Source organism: Peteryoungia wuzhouensis, from assembly GCF_003205195.1.
GTDB classification, from domain to species: Bacteria; Pseudomonadota; Alphaproteobacteria; order Rhizobiales; family Rhizobiaceae; genus Allorhizobium; species Allorhizobium wuzhouense.
Genome location: NZ_QJRY01000007.1, coordinates 216,171 through 233,772 on the forward strand (window position 1 = coordinate 216,171; position 17,602 = coordinate 233,772).

At 63.5% G+C, this 17,602-nt stretch carries 15 protein-coding genes; 1 reads left to right on the plus strand and 14 read right to left on the minus strand.

All coding sequences use genetic code 11. The annotated features are described in order from the left end of the window. Nucleotides 1-3: 3 nt before the first annotated feature. Complete coding sequence (gene secDF, locus DMY87_RS18745; protein ID WP_110793169.1) at nucleotides 4-2,559, minus strand: protein translocase subunit SecDF; 2,556 nt, start codon at nucleotides 2,557-2,559, stop codon at nucleotides 4-6. A gap of 64 nt (nucleotides 2,560-2,623) precedes the next feature. After that, the gene (gene yajC, locus DMY87_RS18750; protein WP_110793170.1) at nucleotides 2,624-2,971 is read right to left on the minus strand and encodes a preprotein translocase subunit YajC; all 348 of its coding nucleotides are present in this window, start codon (nucleotides 2,969-2,971) and stop codon (nucleotides 2,624-2,626) included. Between the two features lie 207 nt (nucleotides 2,972-3,178). Between yajC and DMY87_RS18755 the strand changes: the two genes are divergently transcribed. Then, on the plus strand, nucleotides 3,179-4,051 hold the full coding sequence (locus DMY87_RS18755) for an ATP-binding protein (RefSeq protein WP_110793171.1): 873 nt from the start codon (nucleotides 3,179-3,181) through the stop codon (nucleotides 4,049-4,051). 59 nt (nucleotides 4,052-4,110) lie between these two features. On the opposite strand, the gene DMY87_RS18760 is transcribed toward DMY87_RS18755, so the two are convergent. The 12 genes from DMY87_RS18760 to DMY87_RS18815 form a co-directional block, all read right to left on the minus strand. Next, nucleotides 4,111-5,649, minus strand: coding sequence for a peptidoglycan DD-metalloendopeptidase family protein (locus DMY87_RS18760; RefSeq protein ID WP_110793172.1), 1,539 nt, complete (start codon nucleotides 5,647-5,649; stop codon nucleotides 4,111-4,113). A gap of 184 nt (nucleotides 5,650-5,833) precedes the next feature. After that, complete coding sequence (locus DMY87_RS18765) at nucleotides 5,834-6,487, minus strand: protein-L-isoaspartate(D-aspartate) O-methyltransferase (protein WP_110793173.1); 654 nt, start codon at nucleotides 6,485-6,487, stop codon at nucleotides 5,834-5,836. Continuing rightward, nucleotides 6,484-7,254, minus strand: coding sequence for a 5'/3'-nucleotidase SurE (gene surE, locus DMY87_RS18770; RefSeq protein ID WP_110793174.1), 771 nt, complete (start codon nucleotides 7,252-7,254; stop codon nucleotides 6,484-6,486). The genes DMY87_RS18765 and surE overlap by 4 nt, the downstream gene beginning before the upstream one ends. 22 nt (nucleotides 7,255-7,276) lie before the next feature. Next, on the minus strand, nucleotides 7,277-8,560 hold the full coding sequence (serS, locus tag DMY87_RS18775; protein WP_110793175.1) for a serine--tRNA ligase: 1,284 nt from the start codon (nucleotides 8,558-8,560) through the stop codon (nucleotides 7,277-7,279). Nucleotides 8,561-8,668: 108 nt separating this feature from the next. Beyond that, nucleotides 8,669-9,478 (minus strand): twin-arginine translocase subunit TatC, encoded by an 810-nt coding sequence (gene tatC, locus DMY87_RS18780; protein ID WP_110793176.1) that lies wholly within the window; start codon nucleotides 9,476-9,478, stop codon nucleotides 8,669-8,671. Further along, nucleotides 9,475-10,272: a Sec-independent protein translocase protein TatB gene (tatB, locus tag DMY87_RS18785; protein ID WP_110793177.1), complete on the minus strand. Its 798-nt coding sequence runs from the start codon at nucleotides 10,270-10,272 to the stop codon at nucleotides 9,475-9,477. The genes tatC and tatB overlap by 4 nt, the downstream gene beginning before the upstream one ends. A gap of 111 nt (nucleotides 10,273-10,383) precedes the next feature. Beyond that, nucleotides 10,384-10,593: a twin-arginine translocase TatA/TatE family subunit gene (locus tag DMY87_RS18790; RefSeq protein ID WP_110793178.1), complete on the minus strand. Its 210-nt coding sequence runs from the start codon at nucleotides 10,591-10,593 to the stop codon at nucleotides 10,384-10,386. Nucleotides 10,594-10,605: 12 nt separating this feature from the next. Next, on the minus strand, nucleotides 10,606-11,733 hold the full coding sequence (locus DMY87_RS18795) for an ABC transporter ATP-binding protein (protein WP_110793179.1): 1,128 nt from the start codon (nucleotides 11,731-11,733) through the stop codon (nucleotides 10,606-10,608). Nucleotides 11,734-11,826: 93 nt separating this feature from the next. After that, complete coding sequence (scpB, locus tag DMY87_RS18800; RefSeq protein ID WP_205908198.1) at nucleotides 11,827-12,561, minus strand: SMC-Scp complex subunit ScpB; 735 nt, start codon at nucleotides 12,559-12,561, stop codon at nucleotides 11,827-11,829. Nucleotides 12,562-12,567: 6 nt separating this feature from the next. Beyond that, the gene (locus DMY87_RS18805; RefSeq protein WP_425353512.1) at nucleotides 12,568-13,437 is read right to left on the minus strand and encodes a segregation and condensation protein A; all 870 of its coding nucleotides are present in this window, start codon (nucleotides 13,435-13,437) and stop codon (nucleotides 12,568-12,570) included. Then, nucleotides 13,437-14,462, minus strand: coding sequence for a beta-N-acetylhexosaminidase (gene nagZ, locus DMY87_RS18810; protein ID WP_110793180.1), 1,026 nt, complete (start codon nucleotides 14,460-14,462; stop codon nucleotides 13,437-13,439). Before nagZ ends, DMY87_RS18805 begins: the two co-directional genes overlap by 1 nt. 128 nt (nucleotides 14,463-14,590) lie before the next feature. After that, nucleotides 14,591-17,554, minus strand: coding sequence for an SPOR domain-containing protein (locus tag DMY87_RS18815; RefSeq protein ID WP_110793181.1), 2,964 nt, complete (start codon nucleotides 17,552-17,554; stop codon nucleotides 14,591-14,593). Nucleotides 17,555-17,602 lie beyond the last annotated feature (48 nt).

Below are 17,602 nucleotides of genomic sequence, written 5' to 3' on the forward strand. Positions count from 1 at the left end.
GGCTCAGGCCCCCGCCTTCGCGGCAGCCTTGTCGGCGTCGCTCTCGTCGCCTTTCTGGAAGGTCTCGGGGCGCAGCTTGAAGGCGATCAGCACCGGACCCGCGATGTAGATCGACGAGAAGGTCCCGATCACCACACCGGCGAGCATGGCGAAGGTGAAGGAGGCGATGACTTCGCCACCGAAGATGTAGAGAGCAAGCAGAGCCAGGAAGGTGGAACCTGCCGTCAGAACCGTTCGCGACAGCGTCTGGTTGATCGATTCGTCGATCAGCACGTCGAGCGGCATCTTCTTGTAGCGTCGCAGATTTTCACGCATGCGGTCGTAGACGACAACGGTGTCGTTCAGCGAATAGCCGATGATCGTCAGGATGGCGGCGATACTGGTCAGGTTGAATTCGAACCCGGTCAGCACGAACAGGCCAAGCGTGAAGATGACGTCGTGCAGGGTGGCGATGATGGCGCCCAGAGCGAACTGCCATTCGAAGCGGAACCAGATGTAAATGAGGATACCGAGCAGCGCCACGGCCACGCCAAGAGTGGCGGTGTAGGTGAGATCGCTCGACACCGACGGACCGACAACTTCCACACGGCGGAAATCGTATTCGGCTTCCAGTTCGCCTCGGACCTTTGCAAGGGCCGACTGCTCGGCATTCTCGCCGCCGTCCTGCGCCTGCAGTCGGATCAACGCGCTACTGTCGTCACCGAAGCCCTGAGCCTGGATTTCGCCGAGGTTCAACTGGCTCAGCCGCTCGCGGATATCGGACAGGTCCGCCGCACCCTGGCGTGCCTTGACCTCGATGATCGAGCCACCCTTGAAGTCGATGCCGAGATTCATGCCGACGGTGAAGAAGCCGATCACCGAAGCGATCGAAATCAGCATGGCGGCTGCGAAGTTGATCTTGCGCATCGCCATGAAGCGGATGTTGCGGTTGTCGAAGAAGCCGGTGCGAACGCTCTTCGGGATGAACTTCGGACGCTTCCAGCGATACCAGTGCGCCATCAGCCAGAAGGTCATGGTAAAGGCGGTGAAGACCGTGGTGACGATACCGATGGAGAGCGTCACGGCAAAGCCGCGCACCGGGCCGGAGCCGAGGAAGAACAGAACCACGGCCGCGATCAGGGTCGTCAGGTTGGCGTCGACGATGGTCGCAAAGGCCTTCTTGAAGCCGATGTCGATCGACTGGATCAGTGACCGGCCATTGCGCGCTTCCTCGCGGATGCGCTCATAGATCAGAACGTTGGAGTCGACGGCCATACCCATGGTGAGCACGATACCGGCGATACCCGGCAGCGTCAGCGTCGAGCCGATCAGCGTCAGCGCCGCCATGATCATGATGATGTTGGCCGTGAGCGCGATGTTCGCCATCAGGCCGAAGGTCCCGTAAAAGACCATCATGTAGGCGACGACGGCAAGCGCGCCGAGGATACTGGCGGTGACGCCGGCATTGATCGAATCCTGGCCAAGGCCCGGACCGACGGTGCGTTCTTCAACCACGGTGAGCGTTGCCGGCAATGCACCGGCGCGCAGAAGTACGGCCAGGTCGTTTGCCCCTTCAACGGAGAAATTGCCCGAGATCTGACCCGAACCGCCGAGAATAGGCTCGCGGATCACAGGAGCGGAAATGACCTGGTCATCGAGGATGATGGCGAAGGGACGGCCGACATTCTGCTGCGTTGCCTGGGCGAAGCGCTGGGCGCCGCGGCTGTCGAAGCGGAAGCTGACGACCGGCTCGTTCGAACGCTGGTCGAACGACGCCTGGGCGTCAACGAGGTTTTCACCCGAGATCAGCGCGCGCTTCTCGACCAGATAAGGCACGGCCGGATCATCGGTCGAATAGAGCACTTCCGACTGGGCCGGCGGGCGGGTGTTGATCGCTTCCGTGACCGGCATCGAGGTGTCCACCATGCGGAAGGACAGCTTGGCGGTCTGGTTGAGCAGAGACTTCAGACGCTGCGGATCGGTCAGACCCGGCACCTGGACGATGATGCGGTCTTCGCCCTGGCGCTGGATCAACGGCTCGGTGGTGCCGAGTTCGTCGACGCGGCGACGGACGACTTCCATCGACTGTGTCAGTGCGGAGGAAACGCGGTAGTCGATGCCCGGATCGGTCAGCGTCAGGCGCAGCAGGCCGTCTTCTGCCTGTTCCATCGTCACTTCCGTGACCGAACCACCGGTCAGGCCGCCGACACTCACCGGCGTGGTGAGCGAGGTCAGGGCCTCGACCGCTGCAGCGACTTTGTCCGTATCGGAGATGCGAACCTGGATCTGCTGGCCGACGCCGGACAGCCCGGTATAGCGGATATTGGCATCACGCAGCTGCGTGCGCACATCGCCGACGATCGTTTCCAACCGTTCCTTGACGATGTCCTGGCGCTCCAGCTTCAGCATGATATGCGAGCCGCCCTGCAGGTCGAGGCCGAGCGTGACCTTGTTGGTCGGCAGCCACGACGGGAAGGACTTCAGCGTCTCGTCTGAGAAGACATTCGGTATGGCAATCAGAATGCTGACCAGGACGGTCAACCAGATGAACGCAGTCTTCCAGCGGGAAATGTGAAGCATGGAACTCTCGGAAAATAGGCGGAAAAAGAGCAAAGGCCGGCGCAGTGCCGGCCCAAGCGGGGGATCAGGCTGCCGTTTCGGTCTTGACCGGCTCGCCCTTGACGCGGACTTCCGCGATGTACTGGCGCAGAACACGAACCTTCACGCCATCGGCGATTTCGACTTCGAGTTCCTTGTCGTCGACCACCTTGGTCACCTTGGCGACAATGCCGCCACCCATGATGACCTGATCGCCGCGGCGGATGGTCGACAACGTTTCCTCACGCTTCTTCATCTGCTGGCGCTGCGGACGGATCAGGAAGAAGTACCAGACGACCATCAGCGGTGCGAAGAGCAGAAGCATCTCGAAACCCGACCCCATGGCGCCGGTAGCACCCGTCGCGTCCTGGGCAAAGGCTGGCGTGACAAACATGTGAAACTCCTATGAAGACAAGTGTAAGCGCCGCTCGGGCACCCCCCGTTCAGGTCGCCGGAATATAGTAACCGGGCCTATGAATGCAACAGAAACAGCGCGAAGGCGTACCATTTTCCCGGTCCTTACACTTTCTGTGCGCAAATGCTCGTGATACCGCGTCCCCAGACAGGCAAAGCTCCGATTTCACCGGGCTTGGAGGACATGATGGCTGATCAGATGATGGCGGCGCTGCTTGCCGAAGTAACGCGGCTTGCCAATGCGGTTGAACGACTGGCGGGGCCCGCACCCGTCGCGAACGACTGGGAGGCGGCCGACTGTTTTGTCTGGAACGCCACCCGCCAGCACCTGCAGCCCGTGAAACGGCCGAACCGGGTCGCGCTCTCCCTGATCCGCGGCGTCGATCATGTGCGTGACATCCTGCACGACAACACGCTGCGCTTTGCCCAGGGTTTCCCGGCCAACAACGTGCTGCTGTGGGGTGCGCGCGGCATGGGCAAGTCCTCGCTGGTCAAGGCCGTGCATGCCGACATCAGGGCGACAACCGGCGCCGCCCTCAAGCTCATCGAAGTCCACCGCGAGGACATTGCCTCGCTACCGGGGTTGCTCGATATCCTCAAGGCCGCTCCCTATCGCATCCTGGTCTTCTGCGACGACCTGTCCTTCGACCATGACGACACCGCCTACAAATCGCTCAAAGCAGCGCTCGACGGCGGCATTGAGGGCCGGCCGGACAATGTCCTTTTTTATGCCACGTCGAACCGCCGACACCTCCTGCCGCGCCACATGATGGAAAACGAGCAGTCAACGGCCATCAATCCGTCGGAAGCCGTGGAGGAGAAAGTCTCGCTTTCGGACCGTTTCGGTCTGTGGCTCGGTTTCCACAAATGCAGCCAGGACGACTATCTGACGATGATCGACGGCTATGCGGCCCACTTCAAGCTGCCCCTGCCCCAGGCAGAGCTGCATCATGCGGCGCTCGAATGGGCGACGACGCGCGGCGGCCGCTCCGGCCGTGTCGCCTGGCAATATATCCAGGACCTCGCCGGTCGCCTGCGGATCTCCACAGACAACGCATGATCCAACGAAAAAGGCCCGGGACGAACCCGGGCCTTTGGCCATTACCTGGTACGCAAAACCTATTCCAGATAAGTGATCGGATTGACCGGAGCCGCATCCTTGCGGACTTCGAAATGCAGCATCGGGCGGGTGACATTGCCGCTCATACCGGAGGTGGCGATCGTCTGGCCACGCTGAACCTTCTGGCCGCGCTGAACCGACAGGCTGTCGGCATGGCCGTAGACCGTGACCTTGCCGTCGTCGTGGCGGATCAGAACCGTGTTGCCGAGCTCCTTGAGGCCATTGCCGGCGTAGATGACGACGCCGTTTTCTGCGGCCTTGATCGGTGTACCGGTCGGGACAGAAATCGCGATACCGTCGGAACGCTTGCCATCGATGTTCGAACCGAAGTTGGCGATGACGGCGCCGCGTGCCGGCCAGCGATACTTGCCGATGCCCGTTGCCTGCGGAGCAGAGGATTCCGGATCGACCGAGGCGACTTCCGAGACCGACTTCGTGGCGGCAGGCGCCTTGTATTCTGCGGGCTGCCCAGATGCCGGAACCGAAGCGGTCTTGACCGGATCAGCGGCAACGGGTGTAGCGGCCGCCTGGCTGGCCTTTGCCGGCAGGGTCAGGGTCTGGCCGATGCGGATCGCACCGGTGGTGAGGCCGTTCGCCTTTTTCAGTTCGGCCGCCGTCACACCATGCTGCTGGGCGATGCGGGCGATCGAATCGCCGGGTTTGACGACATAGGTGCCGGTGCCGGCCCCGGTCGCGGTCTTGCCGGTTGCGGCGAGCGTCGAGGTCTGCTGCTTGTCACGCGCACCGGGTACCGTCGGCAGGACGGCAACATTCTGCTGCTGACCGTCGGGCAGACCCGGCTTGCCGCCATCCGGAATGCCGTTGGCATCGGCTGCAGCACGCGCGGCGTTTCCGCCGGCAAGGCTCGGAATGACCACGAGCTGGCCGGTTGCCGCATCGGAGGACTGAGTCAGGCCGTTGGCCTTCAGGATTTCGCGCTCCGGCACGCCATACCTGTTGGCGAGCGTGCCGATGGTTTCGCCCTGATGCAGGGTGACACGCGTCGCCTTGGCCGTCGACCACTGCCCCGTCTTCGGGGTCGAGCCAGTGACGCTGGGTTCTGCAAGATTTTGCGGCGGCGCACCGAGGCCTGCGGTCTGGGTGCCGTTGCCGGACGGCATCGACGGAAATGGCTGCGCCAGGGCCTGGGCACGCTCGGAATTGTTGCTGGAGGCGGGAGCCGCCATGCCCGACGGAGCGGACAGCTCGGCACGCTGGACGGCAGCCGGCGTGCTTGCGGCGCGGGCTGCGGCCGGCTGATAGGTGTTCTGCTGATACGTGGGGGCCGGCATCGGCTGCGCCATGGCCTGCTGCTGGCCATAGCCGCCACCGCCGATGTTTTCGGCTGGCACCGGAGGCTGTTCGCGCAGCGGGGATCGACCGCGCGGAATGGAGGCCGTCGTCAGATTGTCGGTGGAAAAGACCGAAGTGAAGCGCGAAGCATCCGAGCTGCAACCGGCAAGGGCGCCTACCAGGACCATTGCGCCGCATACGCGGACGATCGGCAGTCCAGTTTTTGGCGATACACTTTTACGCATGACTCGACCCACATATGACACAAATTGAAGTGGGATCATTAAAGCGCGTTAGTATTACTGGTCGGTTAACCCGGCTGACTCCGCATGAACTAATTCGACAAGGCGCAGATATGCAGACGTCCGGAAGCGCGCAAAAAGCCCTGGATTTTGGGAGAATATGACCGATTTCAGGCTGTGATGCGGCTCACAGATGCCGGGCAATCTTCTGCTGCAACGGCAGGAAGGGAACCTCGAAGAGGTCCTCGCGCTCGAAGCGGCTGCCGGTCTTGGTGAGGCGTACCATGATGCAGCGGGTCTCATCGACCATCAGGGGAATAAGCAGCATGCCACCCGAAACGAGCTGCTCGGCATAGAAGCGCGGCATGGACGGATAAGCCGCCGTTGCGAAGATGCGGTCAAAGGTCCCCTCGCCCGGCAGACCATTTGCACCATCGGCCTGGCGCAGGATGACATTGCGCAGCCCCAGGGTTTCGAGCCGCCGCTGCGCACCGGCGATCAGGGTCTTGTAGCGTTCCATGGAGATGACCCGCTCGGAGAGCCTTGCGAGCACCGCCGTGATGAAGCCGCTGCCCGTTCCGACTTCCAGCACGCGATGTCCGGGCTTGACCTGCAACTGGCTGAGCAGCTTCACTGTGAGGTCCGCCCCTTCCATGAACTGCCCGCATTCGATCGGAATGGAGCGACTCGAATAGGCGCTCGCCGCATATTCCGGTGGCACGAAAGCCGAGCGCGGCGTCTGCTCGACAGCCGTCAGGAGATCGAGATTGGTCACGCCTTCGGCGCGCAGGCGCAGCACCAGGGCAGCGAAGCCTTCCCGTTCGAGAAGCGCCGATCTCATCCGAGATCCTCCTGCCCGAGCGCCTGTGCGATTGCGTCCTGGACGGCGTAATCGGTCATGTCGAGTTTGAGCGGCGTCACGGACACCTTCTTCGCCCGCAAGGCGTGAATGTCGGTGCCGGCGCGGTAGTTGCCCTTGCGGTCGCCGAATCGCAGCCAGAAATACGGCAAGCCGCGCCCGTCATGGCGCTCCTCGACCGAAAGGCCGAATTCCAGTTTTCCCTGGGCCGTCACCTCCACACCATCGGCCTCTTCCGGCTCGCAATGGGGAAAATTCAGGTTCAGAAAGGTGCCGGGTGGCAGGTCGACCTTCATCAGCTTGCTCAACAGGTCCGGCGCCAGCGTCTCGGCGACATGCCAAGGGATGGGCGCGCCCGCCTCGTAACTATAGGCCTGGCTCAAGGCGAAGGAGCGCACGCCGTGCACCGTGCCTTCGATGGCACCCGCCACAGTTCCCGAATATGTCACGTCGTCGGCAAGGTTCGCGCCGGCATTCACGCCTGAGAGAACCAGATCGGGCTTGCGGTCGAGGACCTTGCGGATTGCCATGATGACGCAATCGGTCGGCGTTCCGCGCAGGGCAAAGCGCTTTTCGCCGAGTTCGCGCAGCCTCAGCGGTTCCGAGAGCGTCAGCGAATGCGCCAATCCACTCTGGTCGGTCTCGGGGGCCACGATCCAGACATCGTCGGAGAGACTTCTCGCAATCGTCTCCAGGGCAACAAGCCCCGGAGCGTTGATACCATCGTCGTTCGTCAGCAGAATGCGCATGGCCACTCCGGTCGCGGCGTGATCAGGCCGCCTTCTCGATCTTCTTCAGACCGCCCATGTAGGGCAGCAGGACGTCCGGGACAGTGATCGAACCATCTTCGTTCAGATAATTCTCCATCACCGCGATCAGGCATCGACCGACGGCCGTGCCTGACCCGTTCAGCGTGTGCACGAAGGTCGTGCCCTTCTCTTCCTTGTTGCGGTAGCGGGCATTCATGCGACGCCCCTGGAAATCGCCGCAGACCGAGCAGGACGAAATTTCGCGATAGGTGTTCTGGCCCGGCAGCCAGACCTCAAGGTCATAGGTCTTGCGCGCGCCAAACCCCATATCGCCGGTGCAAAGCGTCATGGTGCGGAAATGCAGGCCGAGCCGCTTCAGCACCTCTTCGGCACAGGCCGTCATGCGCTCATGCTCGGCAACAGAGCTTTCCGCATCGGTGATCGAGACGAGTTCGCACTTCCAGAACTGGTGCTGGCGCAGCATGCCGCGCGTGTCGCGGCCCGCCGAACCTGCTTCCGAACGGAAGGACGGGGTCAGTGCGGTGAAGCGCAGCGGCAGCTTTTCCTGGTCGAGGATTTCACCGGCAACGAGGTTGGTGAGCGTCACTTCGGCCGTCGGAATGAGCCAGCGGCCATCGGTGGTCTTGAACAGATCTTCGGCAAATTTCGGCAATTGGCCGGTGCCATACATGGCATCGTCGCGCACCATCAGCGGCGACGACACTTCCGTGTAGCCGTGTTCGCTCGTGTGGAGGTCGAGCATGAACTGACCGAGGGCGCGCTCAAGCCGCGCAAGCTGGCTCGTCAAAACGGTAAAGCGGGCGCCGGACAGCTTGGCGGCGCGCTCGAAATCCATGTAGCCCAGAGCTTCTCCGATTTCGTAGTGCTCGAGCGGCTTGTGATTCCACATGGGCTTTTCACCAACCACGCGAGCAACCACGTTGTCGTGCTCGTCCTTGCCCACGGGCACGTCGTCATGGGGAATGTTCGGGATGCGCGACAGGGCGTCATTGAGTTCAGCGGTGAGCTGACGCTCTTCCTCTTCGGCCGCCGGCAGCGTGTCCTTGAGCGAGGCCACTTCGGCCTTCAGCTTTTCGGCCAGTTCCATGTTTTTCTGCGCCATGGCGGCGCCGATGTCCTTGGAGGCCGCATTGCGGCGCGACTGCATGTCCTGCATCGACTGGGCAACCGCACGGCGCTTCTGGTCGAGGGCGATCAGGGAGGCCGCCAGCGGTTCTGCGCCGCGCTTGGCAAGCGCCGCGTCCAGGGCCTCGGGATTGTCACGGATCCACTTGATATCGAGCATCGTCGTTCCAGGTCTTGAGTTTCGACCGGGATCGGAGCTGGCCGGCGGCCACGTCCGGCCCCATGTCGGCATGGGTTGAAGCGGTGGCTCGGCGGCCGTTTCTGCCGCCTACTCCGTCTCGGTCGCGACCACCTCGGCGCTTTCCGCCTTGGCCCGGTTCCGTTCGACGAGTCGCGCCGCGTAGATAGCCACCTCGTAGAGAAGGATTGTCGGCAGTGCAAGACCGATCTGGGACAGCGGATCGGGCGGCGTGAGCACGGCGGCGACAATGAAGGCCACGACGATAAAGTACTTGCGCTTGTCGGCGAGCCACTGGCTTTCCAGAATGCCGACACGCACCAGAAGCGTGGTGATGACGGGAAGCTGGAAGACCAGACCGAAGGAAAAGACCAGCGTCATGATCAGGCTCAGATATTCCGAGACCTTAGGCAGCAGCGAAATCGCCACCTCGCCCTCGCCGGGGCTCTGCTGCATGGCGAGGAAGAACCACATCACCATCGGCGTGAAGAAGAAATAGACCAGCGAAGCGCCAATCAGGAACAACACCGGCGACGCGATCAGGAACGGCAGGAAGGCCGCCCGCTCGTTCTTGTAGAGGCCCGGCGCCACGAACTTGTAGACCTGCGAGGCGATCACCGGGAAAGCGATGACCATGGCGCCGAAGGCCGCCACCTTCACCTGGGTGAAGAAGAATTCCTGCGGTGCGGTGTAGATCAACTCCGCCTTGGTCACATCGAGACCTGCCCAGACCACCGCCCACTTGTAGGGCACGACCAGCAGGTTGAAGAGTGGCTTGGCGAAATAGAAGCACACCAGGAACGCCACGAAGAAGGCACCGAGCGCCCAGATCAGCCGGGTGCGCAGTTCGATCAGGTGTTCGATCAGCGGCTGCGGCTTGTCGTCGATGTCGCCGCTCATGCGCGGTCCTCACTCTTCTTCTGGCGCGGCTTGCGGGCCACGGGTGCGGCAGGCGCGGCTTCGGCCACAACACGCTTGCTTGCGCCGGATTTCGCGGCCGGAGACTTGGCCGATGCCGGCTTCGCTTTGACTGCTTTGACGCTGGTTGCCACCGGCAGAACCTCAGGCGCGGCGACGACGGCCTTCGAGGCCGAGGCCCGGGGCTTGGACACTTTGCCGGCTGCGGGAGCAGGAACGGCAGCCGTTTCACCAACGGCTGCGGCTGCCTTTGCCGTCGACGCCTTGCGCGGCTTCTTCGATGCCGGCGGCACGGGAACGGCGGAGGCCGGCTCGCTCTGGGCTGCAGCCGTCACAGGCGCAGCCGCCGGGCTGAGATCCGGCGGGACGGTGGCAGCACCGGTCGGCAGATCGGGAAGGATGGAGTTTTCCGTCGGGCTCACACCCGCAGCCGCTGCCGCCATCGACGAGGATGCCGGGGTCGGGCTGTCAATGCGAGACGACTTCTGCAGGTCGGACTTGATGTCCTGGCCCATTTGCCGGAGCGGATTGAGTGTTTCGCGGATCGAATTGGTCGGGTTGAGCGACTTCAGGTCGTTGACCGTGCTCTTCAGGTCGTCGAGTTCGGCCTCGCGCAGCGCCTCGTCGAACTGAGCGCGGAACTCGCCCGCCGTCTGGCGCAGGCGCTTCGTCATCTTGCCGAAGGCGCGGATCATCGGAGGAAGGTCCTTGGGACCGACCACCACGATCAGGATCACGGCGATCACCAATAGCTCGGTCCAGCCAATATCCAGCATTCAACGGGCTCCTGATGCCGCGCCGTGTCGTCGTCCTGGACGTCCGCGGCCTATCCCATACCTATGCGGGCGGCCCGAAGGGCCACCCGTAATCCGTCAGACAAAGATCGCTTACTTGGTCTCGTCGAGCTTGTGGTCGACGGTCTTCGAAGAAGAGGTCGTCGACGGCGCATCATTGTCGTCTTCGTCGCTGATGCCCTTCTTGAAGCTCTTGATGCCCTTGGCGACGTCGCCCATCAGTTCGGGGATCTTGCCACGGCCAAAGAGAAGCAGGACGATCGCCAAGACGATGATCCAGTGCCAAATGCTAAACGAACCCATGCCTGCCACTCCTTAGATTGTCGTTTCCCCGATGTAGGGGGTTTCCGTTGTCTTTTCAAACACCAAAATGTCCTTGGGCTCAACCGCAATCGTTACGTCGCGGACGCCCGGCGACAACATGTCCGCACGGATCCGCGCGCGCACCGGAGACTCGGTGCCGGGCACGGCGAGATCGAGAAGTTCGACCACACCGAGGAAACGCCGGGCGACGATGCGCGCCGGGATCGGCCCACCACTCTCCCGCACGGAAAGCCCCGACAGACGCACCGCCACCGCCACCTCCGCCCCTTCGGCAATGGAGCCGGAATCGGCGCTGCCCAAGGGCGTCTCGACGCGACCGCCGGCCACCCGGCCGGAAAATTCATTGATCTCGGAGAAGAAGGCCGCCGCGAAAATATCGCGCGGACGACGGTAAAGATCGTCGGAGGTGCCGACTTGGACGAGGCGTCCATCCTTCAACAATGCAATGCGGTCGGCCATGCGCATGGCCTCTTCGGCGTCATGGGTGACGACGACAGCAGTCGCGCGGGTTTCACGAAGAATTGCGAGCGTATCGGCGCGCACCGTGTCTTTCAGTCGCGAATCGAGGCCGGAAAACGGCTCATCCATCAGAAGCACGCTCGGTCGTGGCGCAAGGGCACGGGCGAGTGCCACGCGCTGCTGTTCACCGCCGGAGAGCGCATGCGGATATTTGTCCGCGTAGTGCGACAGCCCTACCCGCTCCAGCGCCACGCCCGCCTCGGCAATCGCCTCCTTTGCCGGCAGCGCCGTCAGGCCGAAGCGGACATTGTCGAGCACGCTCATATGGGGAAAAAGGGCGAAATCCTGAAACATCAGGCCGATGCCGCGCTTTTCCGGCGGCAGGAACGAGCCGGGGCCGGCCACTTCCCGGTCGTTGATCAGCACCCGACCGCTGGTCTGTGCCTCGATGCCGGCAGCAATGCGCAAAAGCGTCGTCTTGCCAGAGCCAGATGGCCCCAGCAAGCACAGCACCTCACCCGGTTCCGCCGTCAGCGACAGACCGCGAATGGTCTCCTTGCCGTGATAGCGATGGCGGATGTCCTCGAATGTCAGACGGGCAGCAAATGTCACGCCCGCCGTCCGTTGACCGTTTCCGTGCCTGGTCTTCGCTGGGTTCATTCCATCGTCCGCGCGGCCGCCCCACCCTTACCGCGACGGCAGGGCCGGACGGGCTGGGTCCGGGAAAAGCCGGTTACCAATTAAAAGCTGACCCTATTCCTCTGCTTCACCGCCCGGAGTCAAGAGGCCGAGCTCTTCCAGATCGAGCTGGGTGATCGGATCCTCCTCGTCGGTGAGGTCGTCGGAGCCGAGCGGCATGGGGATGTTGAAGTTGGCCGGAATGCGGCCGGAGAGCAGACCTGCCCCCTTCAACTCTTCGAGACCGGGCAGATCGCGCAGTTCCTCAAGGCCGAAGTGGTCGAGGAAATCGCGGGTTGTGCCCAGCGTCACCGGGCGGCCGGGCGAGCGGCGGCGGCCACGAAAGCGCACCCAGCCGGCCTCCATCAAGACGTCGAGCGTGCCCTTCGAGGTCTGCACACCCCGGATGTCCTCGATCTCGGCCCGCGTCACCGGCTGATGATAGGCGATGATCGCCAGCACTTCGAGGGCCGCACGGGAGAGTTTCTTGACCTCGGTCTCGTCCTTGCGGATAGCGAAGGAGAGATCGGCTGCCGTGCGAAACGCCCACTGGTCGTCAACCTGGACGAGATTGACGCCGCGACCGGCATACTCGTCCTTCAGCTTGTGAAGCACCGCGCGCGCGTCGATGCCGCGCGGCAGGCGCTCCTCGACAAAACCCGTCGACACCGGTTGGGCAGAGGCAAACACCAGGGCTTCGGCGATCCGCAGCGCTTCCGCCTCATGCCGGGCAATGCTCGCCTCATCGATGACGATCTCGTCCTCGTCATCGGCCCCGTCAGTCACGGGCACTGCTTCAACGTCACTCATCGTCCCTCACTCGACCGCATGAAGGGCTTCGGCCTTCGGACCGCCGCGCATGTAGATCGGCTGGAAGGCACCGTCCTGGCGAATTTCGAGCCGCCCTTCGCGGACCAGCTCGAGGGAGGCGGCAAAGGCGCTCGCGATCGCGGTGACGCGATCCTCAGGCGACGCCAGAAAGCGGATCAGGAACTGATCCAAGGCCGTCCAGTCGCCGATCTCGCCGATCATGCGGGTCAGGATGCCGCGCGCATCGGCCAGCGACCACACGCGCCGCCGTTCGATCGTCACCTGGGTCACGGCCTGGCGCTGGCGCAGCGACGCATAGGCCGAGAGCAGATCGTAGAGGCTCGCCTCATAGGCACTGTCGGCGCGGGCCGGCACATGCTCGGGTGCGCCCCGGGCAAAGACGTCGCGGCCGAGCCTATTGCGGTTGATCAGCCGCGAGGCCGCATCGCGCATCGCCTCCAGACGTTTCAGGCGGAAGGCGAGCGAGGCCGCCATCTCCTCACCCGAGGGGCCCTCGTCCTTGGCCTGTTGGGGAATGAGCAGGCGCGATTTCAGATAGGCGAGCCAGGCGGCCATCACGAGGTAATCGGCCGCCAGCTCGATGCGAATGCGCCGGGCGCTTTCGATGAAGAGCAGATACTGCTCGGCCAGCGCCAGCACCGAGATACGTGCCAGATCGACCTTCTGGTTGCGCGCCAGAAAGAGCAGGAGATCGAGCGGTCCTTCGAAGCCGGCAACATCGATCAGCAAAGCGGGGTCGCTTGCGGCCCGATCTTCGGCGGTGTCCTGCCACAGGCTGTCCATCGGCGTCGGCGCCGGCGTTTCGGCGTTCGAGGGCCGGTTGATGACCGTCGGATGGACAGGACCACGCACCATCAGGAGACCGCCATCAATGTTTCAAACTCGTCGCGCAGCGTCTGTTCGTCGGCATCGTCGGGCGCGGTAAAGGCAGCCTCGACGGCGTCCGCCCGCGCACGAGCCTTGCCGGACAATTCAGACACCGCGGCGGCCACCGCCTGCATCTCGTCCATATGGCCATGGCAATGCAGGACCACGTCCAGAGCGGCCGCGATGCGGACGGCCCGTTCGCCGATCGTGCCCTTCAGCGCGTTCATCGAGATATCGTCCGACATCAGGAGCCCTTCGAAGCCGATGGCCTTTCGGATGATCTCCTCGGTCACGATGCGTGACGTCGAGGCCGGGAAATCCGGGTCGATGTCGGTATACACGACATGGCAGCTCATGCCCATGAGTTCGTTGGCGAGCGCCTTGAACGGCACGAAGTCATGCGCCTCCAACTCGGCGCGCGGCACGGTGACGACGGGCAGATCGTGATGGCTGTCGGCCATGCCACGCCCATGGCCTGGAATATGTTTCATGACCGGCAACACGCCGCCGGCCTTCAGACCATCTGCCGCTGCCTGCCCCATCTTGGCGACCACATGCGGGTCGTTCGAATAGGCGCGGTTGCCGATGACATTGCTGGCCCCGGCGATCGGCACATCGAGCACCGGCAGGCAATCGACGTTGATGCCGAGCCGGTAGAGATCGAAGGCATGCAGGCGCGACATCAGCCAGGCAGCCCGCAGGCCCTTTTCCGCGTCGGCATCATAGAGTGCGCCGAGTTCGGCGCCAGAGGGGTAACGTGGCGCGATCGGCTCGCGGATGCGCTGGACGCGCCCGCCTTCCTGATCGATCAGAACGGGTGCATTGCGACCACCCACCGTCTCGCGCATCTCCGCGACCAGATCCTTCACCTGCTCGGCCTCGCCGATATTGCGGCCGAAGAGGATGAAGCCCCAGGGCTGTTCATCGCGATAAAAGGCCTTCTCGTCAGCGGTCAGGCGCTGACCGAGGCAACCGAGGATCATGGCTTTGGCAGGAGAAGACGTCTGGATCATGGGCGAATCATACCGGGGGTCAGAGGAAAGCCGAAGGTGTCGGCGGGAGACGGATGGGCGTCATGCACAAGAAAAAAGGCGGAACACCCGGTTCCGCCTCGTTTTTTCTCTAAAAGGACTGAGCCTGCTTACTTCGAGACCAGGCAGGTACCGCCCGCCGAGCGATATTGCTCGCAGAGCGCCACAGCGGCATCCTTGGTGCCGGCAACGATACGGACACGGTAATAGGTGCCCTTGCCGGGGATGTCAGCCTGGCGGATCTCGTAGGGTTTGCCGGCCAGAACGCCAAACTTCGACGACAGGCTGCGATAGCTGCGCTGGGCTTCGGCTTCCGATGGCAAGGACGCGATCTGGATTCCGTAGCTGCCAGCGGGTGCGGCGGCAGGTGCCGCCGCCGGGCTTGCGGCCGCAGTTTCGGTCGGTGCCGGTGCAGGGGTCGCCGCCGGCTTGGACGGGCGCAGATTGCCCTGATCGGTCACGGTGCCAACGACATTCACCGGCTGGTCGGACGGACGCATGGTCGGGATCGGTGCGTTGACGGCCGGAGCGGCATTGTCTTCGACCGCCGAGGCGGCAGCGATCTCGGCAACAGACTGCGGCGCGGTTTCGGCCGTTGCCGTTGCCGGGTTTGTCGCAGGCGCTGTGGACGCCGTGGTCGCAGCCGGCGTGGCCGCTGCGGTATCCGCCGGCGCGTTCGGGTTGACGACCCGTGTCTCCACCGTCTTCACGGCGTCGTTGCTCTTTGCCGAAGGCACGCTCGGAGCGGCCAGAACGGCCGGCGTTGAAGCCGGTGCGGCAGCCGTCGTCGAGGACGGTGCGGTCGCGGCAGGAGCCGTTTCGGCCGGCACTTCCTGCGCCACCAATGTGCCATCGGGACGCACGATCATCGTCCGCACCTTACGCGGCGTGATCGTTGCCGGATCTTCTGCGGCAGCTGCCGTTTCCTGCGGCTGGCCGTCGGGCAGCAGACGCGGATCCTCGGTCTCGCCCACCGGCGTTGCCGCAGCGTCGTTTTCACCTTCGAGCGGCATGGTCTCGGGGATCAGTGTCCGCTGCACCACGTCGACAGGCTCCTCTTCCGAGGAGATCAGGCTGGTCTGCTTGGGATCTTCGACGCCATTGCCGGCCACGCGATCGTAGACGGCCTTGTCCTGGTTCGGAACGGATTTGCCGCCCGGATTTTCCGGCACGATCTTCACCGGCGTCTTGTCGGCAGCGATGATCTGCGGTTCGCCGCCCGACAGGCTACCAACCGCGCCGTTGCCGAGCCAGGCATAAAGGCCACCGCCCCCCGCCAGCAGCAGCAACACGGCCGTGCCGGTTATCAGATAAGGCTTGATGCGCCGGAAGCGGAAGCCCTGAGCCTCGCCGGCGATGGTGATATGACCACGGCTTTCGGGGTCGATCGCGCGGGTGGTGCTGAGCGAGCTGCGCAGATCTTCTTCCAGCGCCTTTTCGAAGGCATCGAAATCGTCGAGCGGAGCCGCTGCTGCGCGCGCGGGCGGAGTGTCGGCCACAACACGGCTATTGCCGAATGTCTTTGCCGGCGTCGGCGGTGCAACCGGCTCTTCAAACAGCGTCGCCAGTTCGGCATCGATATCGATGTCGTATTCCGACTGAACCGGGGCCGCCGGGCGGTTTTCGGTGACGGGCACCTCAGGCACGTCCAGCGCACCCACGCTTTCGAGATGATCTTCCTGCTCGGAGATTTCCGAAGGATCGAAACCGAAGCCGTCATCGACGGAATAGGCTGGCGGGACATAAGCCTGCTGGACAATGGGCTGCGGGGCCGGTGCCAGCGGTTGAGCAGCCGGTTGCGGCCGCATAGGCGCCGCCACGGCAGACGGCGCAGAACTGCCGGCGTCTGGGGTAAAGCGCATGTCCGGTTCGACACGACGGGGAGAAACCGGTGCAGCAACCGAAGGCCAGGCTGCGGCAACCACAGGCGCGGCAGCAGCCGCGGCCGTCACTGCGGCATAAGCCGGGAGCGCCGCTTCAATCGCCAAAGGTTTTGCAGCCGGCGCAACGGGCGCCACAGGTTCGATTTCCGAGAGATCGAGCGCCAGATCGAGTTCATCCAGCTTCAACTCGAAATCCTGATCGCCGAACGGATCGAAATCATCGTCCGACACCGGCTCGGCAACATTCCTGACTGGTGCCGTCGCGGTGGCGGACGGTGCAGCATCCAGTTCATCGTCAAGCGACAGGTCTGCGGAAAAGTCGAAGGAGAAATCCGGCTCGTTGCGGGTGCTTACCTGCGGGGCGGGCTCCGCTTTCGGCGCAGCAGAGAAGGATCCGGAACCGGCAGCCTCGACCGGCAGATCGGCCAAATCAGGACCAACGATGCTCGATGTCTGCCCCTCAGGCTCACCAAAGGAGAAAGCGCCCGTCGCCCATTCGAAGACGGGTTCCTGGCTGACGGCGGGCGCGGCCACCGGCTGCGCCTCGACCTTGGCGACAACAGGTGCCTCAACCTCGGGGGCAAGCGCTTCGATGCGCGGCGACAGTTCGGGCTCTGCGCGACGAACCGGCTGAACCTGTGCCGAAAAATTGGCAAGCGGCAGTCGCAGACGGGGCTGCTCGACCTGATGCGACGGCACAGGGCGAATATCGGCATCGGCGACAGCCAGCTCAAGCTCGTCCGCAAGATCGTAGGAAATGGCAGGCTCAGGCGCCGGCTGCACCTCCGCCACCAGCGGCTCTTCATACCGCTCGACGGCAGCCGAAGAGACCGGCGGAGCATAAGACGGAATATCGACGTCGAAGTCGGACGCGGCAGGCTCAAAGCTCGGCTCTTCGCGCACCGAGGCCTGCACCGGAGAGATGGGCGCGTGCGGAACGACAGGCTCCGGCGCGCGCATGTCCGGCATGGACGACGAAGGCTGCTCATAGCCTTCGAACTCGCGCATCAGCTCGTCTTCAAGATTGAATTCGCTCGACGACATGTCAGGCGCCGGCGGCAGCGACACAACAGGCTCGCGCTTCAGCGGCTGATCAAAGCCGACAATACGGGCAAGCTCCGCCAACGGATCGTCATCCGCGAAACCATCGCCCTGCGATCGAATGCTGTTTGCAGCCTGCTGCTGTACCATACCCTGTTCCACTCACTTACGCGACCATACGCCTGCCAGCGCAATGTG